This is a genomic window from Flavobacterium cauense R2A-7, assembly GCF_000498475.1.
GTDB classification, from domain to species: Bacteria; Bacteroidota; Bacteroidia; order Flavobacteriales; family Flavobacteriaceae; genus Flavobacterium; species Flavobacterium cauense.
On sequence record NZ_AVBI01000019.1, the window covers coordinates 274,664 to 291,763 of the forward strand.

The following is a 17,100-nucleotide window of genomic DNA, read 5'->3' on the forward strand; positions in this document are numbered from 1 at the left end:
TGAATACTATTTATTTCCTTTTTCGTAATCAGCAATAAACTGAGCGATACCGATATCGGTTAACGGGTGTTTCAATAATCCTAAGATTGATGATAACGGTCCGGTCATAACATCAGCACCAATTTTAGCACAATTAACAACGTGCATCGTATGACGAACAGAAGCGGCTAAAATCTGAGTTTCGAAAGCATAGTTATCATAAATCTGACGGATTTCGTCGATTAGGTTTAAACCGTCTGTAGAAACATCATCCAAACGTCCTAAGAAAGGAGAAACATACGTCGCTCCCGCTTTAGCTGCCAAAATCGCCTGACCAGCAGAGAATACTAAAGTTACATTCGTTCTGATTCCTCGGTCTGAAAAATATTTACAGGCTTTGATTCCTTCTTTTGTCATTGGTAATTTCACAACAATTTGCTCGTGTAATTCTGCCAACTCCTCACCTTCTTTAATCATGCCTTCCAAATCCATGGCATTTACTTCGGCACTTACATCACCATCCACAATATTACAGATGTCAACATAATGTTTTAAAATATTGTTTTTCCCTGTAATTCCTTCTTTAGCCATTAATGACGGGTTTGTTGTAACGCCGTCTAATACACCTAATTCCTGTGCCTCTTTGATTTGCGCTAAATTCGCTGTGTCAATAAAAAATTTCATATTATATAAAGTTGTGTTTTCTAAGGTTACTCATTTTTTTTCGGTTGCAAAATTACAACTTATAATGATTCATTAATAATTTCTCATACATTTTGTCCGGAAGTACACGTTTTAAAACAATGGAAAACTTCTGCATAAAAGCGCCAACCTTGTAATGTACGTTTGGATTCGGAGTTTGAATAATCGCATAAACCGCTAAAGCCATATCGTTTGGATTACTACCGCTGTCTACGTGTTCGTCCATGGTTTTCAAGGTGTTTCCGTATGGAATTTCGTAAGCCGAACCTTTTACCAGCGGCGCATGATAACGTCCGGCAGCAATATTCGTTGCAAAATCACCCGGAGCTACATTGGTAATCTGAATTCCGAACGATTTGGTTTCCATACGCAAGGCTTCGGTTATCAATTCCAACGCGCCTTTTGATGCAGAATACACGCTTCTATAAGGCAATCCCATGTAACCGGCAATAGAAGTTACATTAATGATTAAACCCGATTTCTGACTGCGCATTTGTGGTAAAACGGCTTTCATTACTTCTATCGGACCAAAAAGATTGGTTTCGAAATTGTTTTTGATTTCTTCGGCAGGAATTTCTTCGAGCGGACCTGTAATTCCAACGCCGGCGTTATTAATCACTATATCCAGTCGTCCAGATTTGGTAATTACTTCTGCAACAGCCCTTTTGATACTTTCCGAATTTCTAACATCCAAAGCAACCAATGGAAAAACAGAATTTTCAACACGTTCCGGATTTCGGCTCGTTCCGTAAACGATAAATCCTTTTTGATGCAAAAATTCACCAACCGACTTCCCGATTCCTGAAGAACCACCGGTAATTAAAACGACTTTGTTCATTGTATGATTTATTAAAGCAGTGCGAAAGTAAGAAAATTTTAGCGCTTCAACGATTATAAGAGCCGAATTCCCAATCCCGGTTGTTCCGAAAGCAATACTTTACCGAATTCAATTTTAGAACCGCTTGCGAGGTCATTTGAAATTAAATTTGCACCGTCTAAATCGACAAAATCCACTAACGGCACCAAAGCAGCTCCGGCAGAAATCCCAATGGTAGATTCGGTCATGCAACCTATCATGATTTTAAAATCTAAATTTCTGGCGTTTTTGATTAATTCCAATGCGGGAGTCAATCCGCCACATTTTACTAATTTTATGTTTATACTTCGGTAGTGCGGTTGCAAGGTTTTTAAATCGATATTTTCCTGACAATCTTCATCGGCCATCCAATTGGGATATTGATCGGATTGCAATGATTTGAAGTTCTCTTCTCCGGGTTTCATCGGTTGTTCCACATAGGTAAAACCTTTTGAAGCCTCCAGGTTTTCAAGCCATTGACATTCTTCGGGTGAATAACTTCCGTTAGCGTCCAAAGCCACTGATTTTCCAGTTTGCAACAACATCTGAACTTCTTCCTCATTAAAATGATTGCATTTTACCTTGAATTTATTCCAGGAAGATTTTGCGATTTTATCGAGTTGGGTTTCAATCGGTGCAACACTTATGGTTATGGAAGATTCGGGGAGTGTATATACTTCGATATTGTTTAATTCCGAAAAGCTTCTGTTTTCCAGTTTACCGAACAAATCCCAATAGGCACAATCTAAGGCTGAACGAAGGAAACTGGGTAATTCCAGCGCAATCAGAAAATTATAGAAATCAATTGGATGCTGAATTTGTTGTTTTTCGATTTTATCTTTTAGCCGATGCAGTGTTTTATCAAAATCGGACAAACTGATGTTGTAATAGTCAATTCCCGTACATTCACCGTAACCGGAAGTGCCATAATCGCTCAATTTAACAATTAAAGCCTCTCTGAATGAATAATCGCCATAGGATATTGAAAAGGTTTCTTTGAGATGGAGTCGGACAATTTGCCAGGATAGGTTCATGCGATAGATTTGTATGCCCTAAAAATAAAAAAATCTCCGCTAGGGAGATGCATTTTATTCAAAAAAGAAAAAATGGCAAGCGACCTACATCGCACCGCTACAACCGCATACCTTTGCTGCGTTCCCACCCTGGAGGAGTCTGCAGGAGCTGGTCGTGTAGGACTTGCCGGTGCAAATATACAACCTTTTTATTTTTTTGCAAGGCAATTGAAGATATAAAAATAACATTGTATATTGCTTGTATCAATTTTAAAACAATGAAAACACATAACCTATTAACATTCATTTTGTTAGGAACCGCACTTATTTCGTGCAATGATAGTAAAAAAGATGCGGAAAATTTATTTTCGATAGATTCAACCGGTTTAAAAGAACAGTATCAGCCACAGGAGACACTTTCTTTGGCTATAAAAAATGTAGAAAACAAGACCATCGACTCTATTATTTATTATATCAATGATAAAAAAGTCGGAGCTGTAAAAGGCAATTCAAAACTGGATTTTGCTTTTGCAGACCAAAAACTAGGCTACCAAAACATCAAAGCTTTAGTTTATTTTGAAGGCGAAAACAGTGAAGTAACTTCCAGAGTGGAATTGGTTTCCAATATTCAGCCGAAACTATTAAAATACACAATTGTAAATACCTATCCGCATGATTTGAAAGCTTATACACAAGGATTGGAATTTTACCGTGATACTTTAATTGAAAGTACCGGAAACGGACAAGGAAACGGCACCGGATTGCGTGGTATTTCTTCCCTTCGTAAAACCGATTATAAAACAGGAAAAGTTTATAAAATTGTTGAGCTTCCTGAAAGCGTTTTCGGTGAAGGCTGCACTGTTTTAAACAATAAAGTATTCCAGATTACTTGGCAAAACGGAGAAGGTTATGTTTATAATGCCGATACGTTTAAGAAAGAAGAAACATTCCCTTATTTTAAAGCGAATATGGAAGGTTGGGGATTATCCAATGATGGTAAAAACCTTTTAATGTCGGACGGCTCTGAAAAAATTTATTTTGTGAATCCTGCTGATTTCAAAGAAGTCGATTATATCAATGTATACACGGCCAGTTCAAAAATTAAAGCCGTAAACGAAATGGAATGGATTAACGGAAAAATCTATGCCAATATTTACACTATGGATGCCATTGCAATTATCAATCCGAAAAACGGCGCTGTGGAAGGAGTTGTAAATTTAGCCGATTTAAAATCAAAAGTTACCCAACATCCTGATGTTGATGTTCTCAACGGAATCGCCTACAATCCGAAAACCAAAACTATTTTTGTTACCGGAAAAAACTGGGACAAGATGTTTGAAATTAAGATTTCAGAGTAAAAATTAGTGTTCAGTGAGCAGTATTCTGAGTAAGTAATCAGTATTAGTCAAAACAATTACCTAAAATGAAGAACTTAATCGACAAAATTCAAAACCAACCCGAAACGATTCTGTTTCCGGAAGTTATTGAATATATTGATTCAGAATATGACTTTACACCTACCCGATTTACAAACGGAAATACGGTTAACGAAGCCAATCAGAATAACGGTTCCTGTAAAATCTTTTTCTTTGCGAAAATACAAGGATTAACTACGGAGCTAACCTTACATTTATTTGGTGATTTTTACCGGATTGATGTGCAGCAAAATCCTGAAGGAACCAACCATCAGAATATCCGTAACTTTATGAAGTCCGGCTGGGAAGGAATCCAATATGACGGCGTAGCTTTACAGCCCAAATAAAACGATTTCTAACAATAAAAAACTCCTCAATACAATTTGTTTTGAGGAGTTTTTCTTTAGTGCTGTTTCTATTTTGAAATTATTTCTTTTTTTTCTTCGGCGCAGGTGCCGCAGCTGGAATGTATTTTTTTGTAGCCGGATCGAACGTTTGCTTGCTTTCCTGTGATTTGTTTTTCAGCAAGATATCGCCATTTGGTAATAACGTAAATTCAGAACCTTCTCTTCTGTTTCTCTCCTGGGTTTCGGACGCATTTTTCAGTTTATCCAAAAATACTTTTTCAACGATATGAGTAGTGGTTTGCGAATTGGCGATTACTTGGGTTTTTGTCGGCACTTCCCAGATTTCAGAAACGATGCTGGTAGCATCTTCTGTTTTTAAATCGGTTTTTACGGTTCCTTTTTCGGTCCATGAAATATAATACAACGGTGTTTCTTTGGCTTTGAAACTGGTAATTTTGCATTCAGACAATGTTTTCTTTGCGTCTACGGGTCTTGAAAAAAGAAGTTCTTTTTTTCCGCCTTCATCAACATACAAATGAAATTCGTTTTTTACGATTTCCGCCGAAAGATTATCGGTTTTTGTGAGCACTTCTGTTCCGGTTTTACCTTTGGAACTACCCTTCTTTTTTTGGCTGTAACCAACGGTAGTAAGCATTGCGAGCGCAAATACTAAAATTGTTTTTTTCATATTTTTTTACAGGTTTCTTGGTAATGAAAAATACAAAAATATTCTTGATAAAAACAATTCTTCAATTATTTAACAATTGCACGAGTTAATGTAAAATAAAAAACCACCTCGCGGTAAACGAGATGGTTTAATTTATAAATCAAAAAGGATTATTTTACTTCTTCAAAATCTACATCCTGAGTTGTATCTCCTGAAGCGTCTGCTTGTGGCTGAGCTTCGTGAGTTTGTCCTTCTGCCTGCGCTTTGTACATTTCTTCGGAAGCATTTTTCCATGCTTCGTTGATAGCGTCTAAAGCCGGTTGAATTGTTGCAATATCTTTTGTTTCATATGCCGCTTTCAATCCGTCTAAAGCCGTTTGAATATTTGCTTTGTTTCCTTCAGATAATTTATCTCCGAACTCTGACAATTGTTTTTCGGTTTGGAAAATCATTCCGTCAGCTTCGTTTAATTTATCTACTTTTTCTTTTGCTAATTTGTCTGCTTCTGCATTCATTTCAGCTTCTTTTTTCATTTTCTCGATTTCTTCCTGAGTCAATCCTGAAGAAGCTTCGATACGGATATCATGTGATTTACCGGTTCCTTTATCAACCGCAGTTACGTGAATGATACCATTGGCATCGATATCAAAAATAACTTCAATTTGAGGTACTCCTCTTGGTGCAGGCGGAATTCCGTCTAAATGGAAACGACCGATGGTTTTGTTGTCTGTAGCCATGGCTCTTTCACCTTGCAACACGTGGATTTCCACACTTGGTTGGTTATCAGCCGCAGTTGAGAAAACCTGAGATTTTTTAGTTGGAATAGTTGTATTTGACTCGATTAATTTAGTCATAACACCACCCATAGTTTCGATACCTAAAGAAAGCGGAGTAACGTCTAATAACAATACGTCTTTCACATCTCCAGTTAAAACTCCACCTTGGATTGCGGCTCCAATCGCCACAACTTCATCCGGATTTACTCCTTTTGATGGTTTTTTACCGAAGAATTTCTCTACTTGCTCCTGGATAACAGGGATACGTGTTGAACCTCCTACTAAGATTACTTCGTCAATATCAGAAGTTGATAAACCAGCATCTTTTAACGCTTTAGCAACCGGCTCCATAGAACGTTTTACTAAACTGTCTGCCAATTGCTCGAATTTAGCACGAGTTAACGTTTGTACTAAGTGTTTCGGTCCTGTAGCAGTAGCCGTAACGTATGGCAAGTTGATTTCTGTTTGAGCAGAAGACGATAATTCGATTTTTGCTTTTTCAGCAGCTTCTTTCAAACGTTGTAATGCCATTGGGTCTTTACGTAAATCGATACCTTCAGCAGTATTGAAATCGTTAGCCAACCAGTCGATGATTACTTGGTCAAAATCGTCACCACCTAAATGTGTATCTCCGTTTGTAGACAATACTTCGAAAACACCGTCTCCTAATTCAAGGATGGAAATATCGAAAGTACCACCACCTAAATCGTAAACAGCGATTTTATGATCGTGTCCTAATTTATCCAAACCGTACGCTAACGCTGCAGCTGTAGGTTCATTGATAATTCTGCGTACTTTTAAACCTGCAATCTCACCAGCTTCTTTAGTAGCCTGACGTTGTGCATCGTTAAAGTAAGCCGGAACGGTAATAACCGCTTCTGTTACTGTTGTACCTAAATAATCTTCAGCAGTTTTCTTCATTTTTTGAAGTACCATTGCTGACAATTCCTGTGGCGTGTAAAGTCTTCCGTCGATATCAACACGTGGTGTGTCATTATCTCCTTTAACAACTTTATAAGCTACAGTTGATGCTTCTTTGGCGCTTTCTGTGTATTTATTACCCATAAAACGTTTGATAGAAGCAATAGTTTTAGTTGGATTCGTTACTGCTTGTCTTTTCGCAGGATCACCCACTTTAATTTCGCCACCTTCCACAAAGGCAATTACAGACGGTGTAGTTCTTTTTCCTTCGGCATTAGCAATTACAACTGGCTCTCCACCTTCCATTACGGATACGCAAGAGTTTGTTGTTCCTAAGTCGATTCCAATAATCTTACTCATTTTTATAATAGTTTAATTTTAATTCAAAAGTTTCAAACTCGTGTTGCAAATGACAAGGATTGTGCCAATGGTAAAAAAAATATAAATTGTCAGATTCTGTTAAAAAATAATTCAAAAATACTGACAGGATGACATTAACGTGCACATGTCTGACCATAAATAATAATAAAACTTATATTTGACATTTAATTTCTGATGTGTAAATGACATTTTTAAAAAATAAAAAAAATATCCTTCTCATTATTACCGGTTTACTGGCAATAACACTTATTTTACTCTTAAACATCAATACCTTTTATTGGGCCGATGATTATGCCATACTAAACGAAATAAACGATTTAGGAATTTATCAAAGATGTATTCATGGTTATTATGCCTGGGATGGCCGTTACCTGACACCCGCCGCTTTTTTACAAGGAGTTTTTTTAGAAACGCTACCAGTAGAGATAATAACCCTGATATGGAATGCTTGTTTTTTGCTCAGCGGAATTCTTTTATTTTATGTCATAAAAGAGGAAACAAAAGATTATTCCGATTCCTCCGATAAAATTTATTTACCCTTTTTAGTTGCTGTTATTTTTTGGTTGGGTTCCTATAGACACATCGGACAAACCATTTATTGGGCAACGGGTGGTGTTTATACCTTTAATTTACTTTTAGGTGCGGTTTGGCTGCTTTTGTTTTATAAGATTCAGAAAACAAGCTTAGCAGGACTAAAATTTGGTTTTTTACTTTTTACGCTATTTATTGGCTTAACTACGCAAAACCTGACCATTGGTTTCATTACTTTTTTATTGCTGACAATTGTAAACGACTATCTTAAGAATGAGCAAAAAAACTGCATTTATAATGGAGTTTTACTTCTGATAATCGTCGGCGGAACCCTATTTTTAAGTTTAGCACCGGGCAATTTCGTTCGGGCTGAAGAAATCAACAATTCAGCATTCAAAGATATTTCTTTATGGATGCTTGTCAGAAATACAGCTTTCGCTTTGGTAACTTATCTCCTATTTTCATTCATTCTGATTATTATATCGGTTTTAGCGGCCTTTGTTTATGTTTTTCAGAATGGACGCACTATTACTCCTGTTTTTAAAAAGCTGATTTTTATTCCAAAAACAAAAGAACAAGGCATTGCTTTTATTGCAACCTACAAATATCTGATAGTAGCTTTAAGTACGATTTTACCATTCATCACCATGCCGGAAGTGGTTTCGCCAAGAACAGCCATTTATTTTATGTTTTTTCTTGTCATTTTTATCTTCAAATTTATCCATCAATTAGCTGTTGTTCCATTAAATAAAAAGGAAACAAAAGCAACTTCCGTTATCGCATACATCTTGTTTTTCAGTGTTTTTTGTTTCGTCATTTACAATTTTCAGAGAGGAAAAACACTTAAAGCCGAAGTCAAAAAAAGAGAATTACTCCTTAAAAATTCAAAAAACAAAGAGATTAGATTAAGAAGAATAGACGAAAACCTAAAATCCTATTGTTATGATTTCAGGGATTTCAGAGGCAATGACGATTGGGCTGTTGAAGCTCAAAAAATATATTTTGGCTGTATCGAAATACGCATTGAAGATTAATTATCGAATTTTATATTCAAACAACATTGGGTTTTCAAACTTGGTTTCGTCAAGATTAAATTGCCTGTCGTAACCTTTCCACGGCGAGTTCGAAAAGAAATACAACTTTTCATTTAGAATTATTCCTAAAGCCGGCTCATCAAATTCCGGTCGGTTGGCATCGATAATTTTTACTTCTTCAAAGCCATTCTGATTTTCGTTCAGAAGATACTGCATTACCCGAATCGGTTTTACACCGTTATGTATTGCAAAAAGTCTGTTTTCATTAAAAACCAAACCGTCAATTCCTTTTGGAGTCAAATTTCCCTGAAATTCAATCCAATATCTGTTCTCAGGGTTTCGTGTATCAATTACTAAAATTCCTTTTAAATAATCGGCAATGAACAATTTTGACTGGTTGTCGTTAAAAGTGATTCCCTGCAGATTAAAAGCTTCGTTTTTCAAATCCAGCCAAACGGAAAGTTTATCATCAGAAATCTTATAAATCAAAGCGTCACCACTATCGGAAATGTAAACATTATCCTTTTTATCAACAACCAAATCGCCAAAAACATGATTGCCTTCTACCGGAAAACGCTTTACAATTTTTTTGCTTGTTATATCGATTTTCAGCACTTCCGATTTTCCTTCCATTTCTTTTGAATATCCAATCATTTCAGGCATTGCGCCAGTGGCAACCCAAAGGTATTTTTCTTTAGAATCTGTTTTCATGGCAAATACCGAAAAGTTACTTTCTGTAAACCAATCGGAACATTTTCCGGTTTTTATATCGAAAGAAACGATTTTCTTTTTGCGTATGCTGGAAGCCAACCAGATTTTTGGTTTTTCCAGATAGTGCAAACTCTCCGGATGTAATTCTTTCTCGGACAATGAAATAACTTTTTCTGAATTCGCAACTTGTTTGTCCAACGCCTTTTTCAGATAAACAATTTTCTCGAATTCCGCCGATTGTCTTATGTTGTCGAAATCGGTATCTTTTTCAAAATCGACTTTATTATTCATTAAAGTCAATCGTTTTAGAGTCAGAATCGCTTTTTCCTGCTGATTATTCAAGGCATAAGCTGCCGAAAGATTGTATGTATATGTCGGATGTAACGGCCGAACACTATCTAATTTTTGTGTAAGTTTTAAAAATTGAGGATAGTTTTTTGCTTTGTATGCTTCGATACTTTTATTATAAAGTTCTTGTTGCGATTGTGAAAAACAAGGTATTGAAAGCAAGGCTATTGCGATAAAATACAAAAAGTGTTTTTTCATAATTTTAATTGATATGTCAAATATACATTTTTAATACAAATAAGAAAGTTATCGTTATTATAAAAAACATAAAGGTTTATGAACTCTCAAATTATACAATTATCTTTGTCTTAAACAAACCAAATCAATACTAAAGTTATGGAATGTATTTCCGTTTTTGATATGCTAAAAATCGGTGTCGGACCTTCGAGTTCGCACACGCTTGGTCCTTGGCGGGCGGCCGAACAATTTCTTGCTGAAATCCGTGAACGCAATCTGATTGACAACATTAACAGGATTAAAGTTGATTTATATGGATCACTTTCACTGACAGGACACGGACACGCTACCGATTTGGCTGTAATGCTTGGATTAAGCGGTGCCGATCCGGAATATATTCCCGTGGAGAGTATTGACGTTATTATCACTGCCATAAAAAACAAAAAGGAAATCTTCCTCGGAAATGAGATTATCATTCCATTTGACTTTGAAAAAGACATCGTTTTCAATAAAAACTTTCTGCCGTTTCATGCGAACGGACTAACTTTTACGATTTATACAGACGATGAAGAATACAGCTCCACCTTCTACTCGATTGGTGGTGGATTTGTGGTAAAAGAAGACCGCGAACATTCGAAAGAAAACAAGGAAATAAAAGGCACATTCCCTTATCCGATTGACAAAGCAGCCGAATTGTTAGAGTATTGTCAGAAAGAAAACAAAAAGATTTCTGAGATTGTTTTGGAAAACGAAAAATCGATGCGTTCGGAGGAAGAAATCAATCACGAATTGATGCGTATTTGGAATACGATGCTGGAATGTATTTACATCGGTTGTCATTCCGAAGGGACGCTTCCGGGCGGATTGAACGTTCGTCGACGCGCTTACGACATGCATAAAAACCTGATTGGTGTTTTACCTTATGACAACCCGCAATCGTGGTTGGAAACCATTCGTTTAACCGAAGTGAAATTCCGCCAGATTTTAAAATGGGTTAGCTGTTTCGCTTTGGCAGTCAATGAAGTAAATGCTTCGTTAGGACGTGTTGTAACCGCACCAACCAACGGAAGTGCCGGAGTAATTCCAGCCGTTTTGATGTATTATATGGTGATTGAAAATCACGAAGCCAACGACGAACACATCAAGCAATTTTTGATGGTGGCCGGTGAAATTGGAAGTATTTTCAAAAAAGGGGCAACCATTTCAGCCGCGATGGGCGGTTGTCAGGCGGAAATTGGGGTTTCTTCAGCCATGGCAGCGGCAGCGTTATGCGAAGTGATGGGCGGAACTCCGGAACAGGTTTTAATGGCAGCAGAAATTGCTATGGAACATCATTTAGGGTTAACCTGCGATCCGATTGGAGGATTGGTACAAATTCCGTGTATCGAAAGAAATACAATGGGTGCGATAAAAGCCATTAATGCAGCAGAATTAGCCATGGAAACGGATCCTAAAAACGCAAAAGTACCTTTAGACAAAGTTGTTGATACCATGTGGCAAACGGCTAAAGACATGAACAACAAATACAAAGAAACGTCTGAAGGTGGTTTGGCAGTAGCCGTAAACTTAGCAGATTGTTAATCAACTATTATAATAATAGTAAACCAAGGCTGCCGATTAATTTCGACAGCCTTGGTTTTTTAAAATTCAAATGACATTGCAGTTGTTACGAAAAAATTATCTTTTGAAAATCCGTTTTGAGTTTTAAAAACTTCATCCTGAGCATGTAACCAACGGCCCTCTGCCCTGACTTTTACTTTAGAATTCGGCAGAAAATCCAAATTAAGTGAATTGCCTACTGTTTTAAAACCTCCATAGTTTGCAGCTATAATTACATTTTCTTTATCCTGATAATATTCCGAACGGTACGCTAACTGCCATTTTTTTGCGATGGAATATTGTGCAATTAAAACCGGACTGTACCAATTCGCATAATTCTCCCCTGAAATTCGTTTTTGTAAACCGTAATCGAAACCTAAAATGGTACGCCATTTTTCGGTCCATTGACAATCCCAATACAAATTGTTGAAATAACGTGTTCTTAAATCAGTTCCAATCGGTTCATCGCCAACAAAAGTACTCCAGTTAAACGTACTTTTTGAAGACGGTTTATATACAATCTGACTTCCGAAAGCGGGCAAAGCATTGCGATTCGGTTTGTTAATTCGTTGCCAGCCGTTATTTAAAATTCCGGTAAACGTCCATTTATCATTTGGCTTATAATTAAAACGGATTCCGGATAAAAAATAAGGCGAATTCTCTGCTAAAATGGAACGTGTCACATTCAAATTACTGGATGATGTTGCGGATTCAAAACCAATATGTGATGCAAAAATTCCAACATCGATACTCGTTTGCTGGTTTTTATCCAAATAGGCGCCAACAAATGCTTCATTTAAAAACTTAACATCTTCATTGGAGTAATTATCCTGAACATAAGTACCCGTGTGAACCGCTATTTTTGCATAATAATTCTCATAAGAAATCGAACTTTTCAACAAAGCTACATTCACATTAAATTCGTTGTGACGGTTGTGATTGTAAAGAAAACTTTGTCGTTGTTTCGTTTCCGGTTTATTGAAATCGTAACTGTAATACGTTTCAATATATCCCGAAAAATCAACTTTTACTTTTGATGAATCTTGTAATTGCTCTTGTGCCCAAAGTTGTAATGAGCTGATGAAAAATAATACTAATGCTTTTCTCATAAGGCAAAATTAACTCGATTTACGTTCCAAAACAACATTTGAAACCGGATGATATACCATAGGAACGTTTTCTATAGCTACATCGCTTTTATCCAAACCAAAAGCTTTTTCATCGGAAATAGATAATCGTTTCAAAATGAAGTAGGATTTTAAAAGCCAATCGTGTTTGATGGAAAATTCATTTTCAACCGAAAGGAATTTTTCGATGATTACGAATTTGAAATCAGGACTTGAATTATATTTGGTCGAACCGTCAGGACGAATATGCAAATTAAGTTCTTTTCGTTCCACCAATTCCTGAACGATTTTCTTGAAATACAACTCTACTCTCGGCTGAATTCGGAATCCGACATTTAAGATTAACTTGATTACTTTATCATCCAAGATTTCGACCACTTCATAATTTAATGTATAAGGCTCGTTGGTACGGTTGATGTGTAAAAACCAGTAAACATCAGCACGTTTCGGTTTTTTAGCAAAGACGGATTTGATTATTTTTTTCTCAATTTCATAGGTTCTGTCGGCTTTCGATAAATAAATCAAATGCGTAGAATACTTCGGAATATTGTCGTCTTCACTTAATTCGTTAAGCAATGGTGCTTGTTCTGCCAGATTCACAAATTTCAGGTAGTTATTATTGAGTTTGCGTGCATAATACCAAACGTACATCACCATGAATATGAACAATTCGAAGAATAAAAACATCCAACGTTCTTTGATTTTCACCACATTGGCTACGAAAAACGAAACTTCAATGGTTGAAAAAATAAAAAGGATAACCGCCACCCAGCCAATTTTAACCTTTTTAATGAAGATTAAGTAATACGCCAACAAAAAAGTGGTCATTAACATCGCAATCGTAATGGAAAAACCGTAAGCCGCTTCCATGTGTGCTGAGTTTTTGAAATACAAAATCATCATGATACAACCAATCCACAAAATCGTATTAATCGATGGAATATAGATTTGTCCTTTTAATTCAGTTGGGTTTTTCAGAGCTACTCTTGGCCAGAAATTCAGGGAAATAGCTTCGTTTATTAAAGTATATGAACCGCTAATCAAAGCTTGTGATGCGATAATGGCTGCAACTGTAGCGATAATGATTCCGAAAATCAAGAACCATTCCGGCATGATGGCAAAAAATGGGTTTCGACTTCCTAATGACGGATTACCTTGCGACATTAACCATGCAGCTTGTCCTAAATAATTCACTAATAATGAAACTTTTACAAAGCTCCACGTAATCCGAATGTTTTTTCTTCCGCAGTGTCCTAAATCAGAATACAAAGCTTCGGCTCCGGTTGTACAAAGAAAAACAGCTCCTAATAGCCAAAATCCATGTGGATATTCCACTAAAAGTCGGTACGCATAAACCGGATTTAAGGCTTTAAAAATTTCCGGATGATGTACGATTTGTGAAGCTCCTAAAACAAAAAGCATCGAAAACCAAACGACCATGGCTGGACCAAATAAACTTCCTACTTTTTGTGTCCCAAACCGTTGAAAGAAAAACAAAGCCGAGAGAATTCCAATTACGATTGGAATTGTTGGAATTCCGGGAATGATAACATCCAAGCCTTCAACAGCCGAAGCTACGGAAATTGGTGGTGTGATAATTCCATCGGCTAAAAGCGTTGTGGCTCCTAAAATGGTAGGAATCACGAGTTTCCCCTTTCCAAATCGTTTTACTAAAGCATATAACGAAAATACGCCTCCTTCTCCATTGTTATCAGCGGAAAGCGTTAGAAAAATGTATTTGAATGTGGTTTGAAACGTCAACGTCCAGAAAACACAGGAAATTCCGCCATACACCAACAATTCGGATATTGGTCGGTCGCCGATAATCGACTTCATCACATACAAAGGACTCGTACCGATATCGCCGTAAATTATCCCGAGTGCGACAAGCAAAGAAGCAGCTGTAACTTTATTTACATTTTGAGTGCTCATTTTGATTTAAAAATTTGATTATTAATTATTTATATTGATTTAATTCTGAAAAAACAAGGCAATAAGAAAGCCGACTATGAAGCTGATGTTCATAATCCTGAAGCAATAATTCGAAAAAATTAACTAGTTGATGTTAAAGCGGTATCCGATTCCCGATTCGGTTAAAATGTGTTTCGGACGGTTCGGATCTTTTTCTATTTTCTTTCTTAGTTGGGCTATAAAAACCCTTAAATATTGGGTTTGGTCAATATAACTTGGTCCCCAAACTTCCTTTAAAATATATTGATGCGTCAATACCCTTCCTTCATTTTTAATCAGAATTGAAAGCAGCGTATATTCGGTTGCAGTGAGTTTTAGAACTTCATTGTCAATTTTTACGATTCTGGCGGAAAAATCAATCTTAAGGTTGTCCATCGAAACAATTGGTTCACTTGAAGTTCCGGCTAAATTTCGGAGTGCTGCTCTGACTCTAGCAAGCAATTCATGGGTTCGGAAAGGTTTCGTTAGATAATCGTTTGCACCGTTGTCCAGAGCTTTCACAATTTCTTCTTCGGCACTTTTAACCGATAAAATAATTACCGGATTGTTAAACCATTGACGAAGCTGTACCAGCACATTTTGTCCGTCATCGTCCGGTAAGCCCAAATCCAGAATAATTAGATCCGGCGGATGACTTGCAGCCAGCATCAGCCCTTCTTTGGCATTAACCGCAAATGCTGTTTTGTAACCATTGGCTTCCAAAGTGATTTCCAATAACTTGCGGATTTGACTTTCGTCATCGATTACTAAAATGGTGGCATTATTCATGGCTGATAGAATTAGTTTGCATTACTAAAGCCGGAAAAGAAATGGTAAAAACCGCGCCGCTTTCTTCTTCTTTATTCGATACATAAATTTCCCCTTTTTGAGCTTCCACAAAACCTTTTACTATGGAAAGCCCCAGTCCGGTTCCTCCGGTTTTGGAATCTTTCAAACGGTAGAATTTATCAAATACTTTTTCGATTTCATCATCCGGAAAACCGTCGCCGTCATCTGCAATTGTGATAATGCAGGTCATTACTTTATCTTCATCGCCATCGTAATTTACATCCGGTTTATACTCGACACCGATTTCGATTAAAGCGCCTTGCGGCGTGTATTGTGAAGCATTAAAAACCAGATTGTAAATGATTTGTTCGGTCAGTCCATAATCTAATTTAAATAACGGAAGATAGTCCGGCGTTTTTACTTTTATGCGATGATTTGTCAATTCCTCCTTAAGATGATCCAAAACATTATAAACCAATTCTTTTAAATCACACCAATCCATTTTGGGTTGAATATAACCGGATTCCAGACGCGACATGTTCAGTAAATTTTCTACCTGATGATTTAACCGAAGGGACGCTTTTTCCATTTCACTTAACAGTTTTGTACTGTTTTCTTCTGATATTTTTGGTCGTACCTGAAGTGTTCCAACAGCTCCCATAATAGTTGAAATAGGAGTTCGTAACTCATGTGATAATGAATCTAATAAGGTGTTATAAAGTTTCATGGTTTGTAACTTCGCTTCTTTAGCGTGTGCGAGTTGATTAGCCTTCCTGATTTTAAAAGTCAAAACGGCATTTATCAAAGCGATAATAAAAAAGAGCAGCAACAAAAAACCATCTTTTGCCGATTCAATATGGAGCGTATAATAAGGTTTGATGAATAGAAAATCCATCGCCAAAGCACTTAAAATCGCCGCGAGAAGCACCGGATAGATATCTAGAAAAATTGCCAATAATGAAACCAATACCAGCAATAAATAACCAATTATAGTATAGTCTAAATAATTTCTTGTGAAAAGAAATAATGTCGATACTAAACCGACCGAAACAACACTAAATAAGTATTGATTTTTGGCTCGCGTATGTTGAATTAACTTTTTCAATTTTTTATGACTTAATTACACTACAAAGTTAAGCCATAAGTTGTAAGTATTTTATAAGATGAAATGTGGGAAGTATAAAGATTTTATAAAGATTATTTAGCCGATTTTCGTCGGGTATCAATCAGGTAAATAATTTTCCAAATTCCGTTTTCATTATAAAGTGTAAACGCGTTTACTCCGGAATGGCTTAATTTACCGTTCACATAAAATTCATAAGGGGTCCAGGCATGAGCCATTTTACCGTCAACCTGAATGGAATAACTCAGGATTCTTTCCTCAAATTTTAAATCGGTCGGAAATGTGGAAAATGATTTATAAAATTCCGATGGTTTTTCGTCTTCAAAACGAGTTCCCTTCTGCCCTTCTATTATGGATTGCAATATCATTTTTTCAGCACAAACCGATTTTATTTTCATCGTGTCTTTGGCATGAAAACCTTCAAAGAATTTTTTTACAGTATTTTCAACTTCAGCTTTTTGAGCATTTACAGTAATCGTAAAGCAAACCGTTATAAATAAAATCAGCTTTTTCATGTTTTTTGTTTTTATCTGATAATAAGTAGTAATTATCGGGATATTGTTACGTCATTTTAGAAATTGTAGTAATTTTACAAACTAATTACAGTAGAAAAGAGCAGTTAAAAGTCAATACACGACTTTTTAACTTCCGATT

At 36.5% G+C, this 17,100-nt stretch carries 15 protein-coding genes and 1 other RNA gene; 4 read left to right on the top strand and 12 right to left on the bottom strand.

The window, feature by feature from the left end:
* Window positions 1-6: 6 nt before the first annotated feature.
* From fsa to ffs, 4 genes are all read right to left on the bottom strand, one after another.
* Window positions 7-663 (bottom strand): fructose-6-phosphate aldolase, encoded by a 657-nt coding sequence (gene fsa, locus FCR2A7T_RS11275; protein ID WP_023571427.1) that lies wholly within the window; start codon window positions 661-663, stop codon window positions 7-9.
* Window positions 664-715: 52 nt separating this feature from the next.
* Window positions 716-1,519, bottom strand: a complete 804-nt coding sequence (locus FCR2A7T_RS11280) for an SDR family oxidoreductase (protein WP_023571428.1) — start codon at window positions 1,517-1,519, stop codon at window positions 716-718.
* Between the two features lie 53 nt (window positions 1,520-1,572).
* Complete coding sequence (locus FCR2A7T_RS11285; protein ID WP_023571429.1) at window positions 1,573-2,571, bottom strand: enolase C-terminal domain-like protein; 999 nt, start codon at window positions 2,569-2,571, stop codon at window positions 1,573-1,575.
* 70 nt (window positions 2,572-2,641) lie between these two features.
* An RNA gene (ffs, locus tag FCR2A7T_RS15030) (signal recognition particle sRNA small type) lies at window positions 2,642-2,740 on the bottom strand.
* A gap of 88 nt (window positions 2,741-2,828) precedes the next feature.
* On the opposite strand from ffs, the gene FCR2A7T_RS11290 reads away from it, so the two are divergent.
* Entirely contained in the window at window positions 2,829-3,908 is a 1,080-nt protein-coding gene (locus FCR2A7T_RS11290; RefSeq protein WP_035118520.1) for a glutaminyl-peptide cyclotransferase, read from the top strand.
* Between the two features lie 65 nt (window positions 3,909-3,973).
* On the top strand, window positions 3,974-4,312 hold the full coding sequence (locus tag FCR2A7T_RS11295) for a HopJ type III effector protein (protein ID WP_023571431.1): 339 nt from the start codon (window positions 3,974-3,976) through the stop codon (window positions 4,310-4,312).
* A 79-nt stretch (window positions 4,313-4,391) separates the two neighbouring features.
* On the opposite strand, the gene FCR2A7T_RS11300 is transcribed toward FCR2A7T_RS11295, so the two are convergent.
* The gene (locus tag FCR2A7T_RS11300) at window positions 4,392-5,000 is read right to left on the bottom strand and encodes a hypothetical protein (RefSeq protein ID WP_023571432.1); all 609 of its coding nucleotides are present in this window, start codon (window positions 4,998-5,000) and stop codon (window positions 4,392-4,394) included.
* A 149-nt stretch (window positions 5,001-5,149) separates the two neighbouring features.
* A complete protein-coding gene (gene dnaK / locus FCR2A7T_RS11305; protein WP_035118302.1) occupies window positions 5,150-7,036 on the bottom strand; it encodes a molecular chaperone DnaK in 1,887 nt (628 codons plus the stop codon).
* Between the two features lie 203 nt (window positions 7,037-7,239).
* Between dnaK and FCR2A7T_RS11310 the strand changes: the two genes are divergently transcribed.
* Complete coding sequence (locus FCR2A7T_RS11310; RefSeq protein ID WP_023571434.1) at window positions 7,240-8,622, top strand: DUF6056 family protein; 1,383 nt, start codon at window positions 7,240-7,242, stop codon at window positions 8,620-8,622.
* Here the strand turns inward: FCR2A7T_RS11310 and FCR2A7T_RS11315 are convergent, their stop codons facing one another.
* On the bottom strand, window positions 8,623-9,879 hold the full coding sequence (locus tag FCR2A7T_RS11315; protein WP_023571435.1) for a YncE family protein: 1,257 nt from the start codon (window positions 9,877-9,879) through the stop codon (window positions 8,623-8,625).
* Window positions 9,880-10,017: 138 nt separating this feature from the next.
* Between FCR2A7T_RS11315 and FCR2A7T_RS11320 the strand changes: the two genes are divergently transcribed.
* Window positions 10,018-11,439 (top strand): L-serine ammonia-lyase, encoded by a 1,422-nt coding sequence (locus FCR2A7T_RS11320; RefSeq protein ID WP_023571436.1) that lies wholly within the window; start codon window positions 10,018-10,020, stop codon window positions 11,437-11,439.
* 59 nt (window positions 11,440-11,498) lie between these two features.
* Here the strand turns inward: FCR2A7T_RS11320 and FCR2A7T_RS11325 are convergent, their stop codons facing one another.
* From FCR2A7T_RS11325 to FCR2A7T_RS11345, 5 genes are all read right to left on the bottom strand, one after another.
* Window positions 11,499-12,566 carry a porin gene (locus tag FCR2A7T_RS11325; protein ID WP_023571437.1) on the bottom strand — a complete coding sequence of 356 codons (1,068 nt, stop codon included), beginning with the start codon at window positions 12,564-12,566 and terminating at the stop codon, window positions 11,499-11,501.
* Window positions 12,567-12,575: 9 nt separating this feature from the next.
* Entirely contained in the window at window positions 12,576-14,516 is a 1,941-nt protein-coding gene (locus FCR2A7T_RS11330) for a KUP/HAK/KT family potassium transporter (RefSeq protein ID WP_023571438.1), read from the bottom strand.
* A 123-nt stretch (window positions 14,517-14,639) separates the two neighbouring features.
* Complete coding sequence (locus FCR2A7T_RS11335; protein ID WP_035118303.1) at window positions 14,640-15,323, bottom strand: response regulator; 684 nt, start codon at window positions 15,321-15,323, stop codon at window positions 14,640-14,642.
* Window positions 15,316-16,428: a sensor histidine kinase gene (locus FCR2A7T_RS11340; RefSeq protein WP_035118304.1), complete on the bottom strand. Its 1,113-nt coding sequence runs from the start codon at window positions 16,426-16,428 to the stop codon at window positions 15,316-15,318. Before FCR2A7T_RS11340 ends, FCR2A7T_RS11335 begins: the two co-directional genes overlap by 8 nt.
* Before the next feature lie 92 nt (window positions 16,429-16,520).
* On the bottom strand, window positions 16,521-16,961 hold the full coding sequence (locus FCR2A7T_RS11345) for a hypothetical protein (RefSeq protein WP_023571441.1): 441 nt from the start codon (window positions 16,959-16,961) through the stop codon (window positions 16,521-16,523).
* Window positions 16,962-17,100 lie beyond the last annotated feature (139 nt).

Coding starts and splice junctions, on each gene's coding strand:
- fsa (WP_023571427.1), bottom strand. CDS start 663: ATGAAATTTTTTATTGACACAGCGAATTTAGCGCAAATCAAAGAGGCA.
- FCR2A7T_RS11280 (WP_023571428.1), bottom strand. CDS start 1,519: ATGAACAAAGTCGTTTTAATTACCGGTGGTTCTTCAGGAATCGGGAAG.
- FCR2A7T_RS11285 (WP_023571429.1), bottom strand. CDS start 2,571: ATGAACCTATCCTGGCAAATTGTCCGACTCCATCTCAAAGAAACCTTT.
- FCR2A7T_RS11290 (WP_035118520.1), top strand. CDS start 2,829: ATGAAAACACATAACCTATTAACATTCATTTTGTTAGGAACCGCACTT.
- FCR2A7T_RS11295 (WP_023571431.1), top strand. CDS start 3,974: ATGAAGAACTTAATCGACAAAATTCAAAACCAACCCGAAACGATTCTG.
- FCR2A7T_RS11300 (WP_023571432.1), bottom strand. CDS start 5,000: ATGAAAAAAACAATTTTAGTATTTGCGCTCGCAATGCTTACTACCGTT.
- dnaK (WP_035118302.1), bottom strand. CDS start 7,036: ATGAGTAAGATTATTGGAATCGACTTAGGAACAACAAACTCTTGCGTA.
- FCR2A7T_RS11310 (WP_023571434.1), top strand. CDS start 7,240: ATGACATTTTTAAAAAATAAAAAAAATATCCTTCTCATTATTACCGGT.
- FCR2A7T_RS11315 (WP_023571435.1), bottom strand. CDS start 9,879: ATGAAAAAACACTTTTTGTATTTTATCGCAATAGCCTTGCTTTCAATA.
- FCR2A7T_RS11320 (WP_023571436.1), top strand. CDS start 10,018: ATGGAATGTATTTCCGTTTTTGATATGCTAAAAATCGGTGTCGGACCT.
- FCR2A7T_RS11325 (WP_023571437.1), bottom strand. CDS start 12,566: ATGAGAAAAGCATTAGTATTATTTTTCATCAGCTCATTACAACTTTGG.
- FCR2A7T_RS11330 (WP_023571438.1), bottom strand. CDS start 14,516: ATGAGCACTCAAAATGTAAATAAAGTTACAGCTGCTTCTTTGCTTGTC.
- FCR2A7T_RS11335 (WP_035118303.1), bottom strand. CDS start 15,323: ATGAATAATGCCACCATTTTAGTAATCGATGACGAAAGTCAAATCCGC.
- FCR2A7T_RS11345 (WP_023571441.1), bottom strand. CDS start 16,961: ATGAAAAAGCTGATTTTATTTATAACGGTTTGCTTTACGATTACTGTA.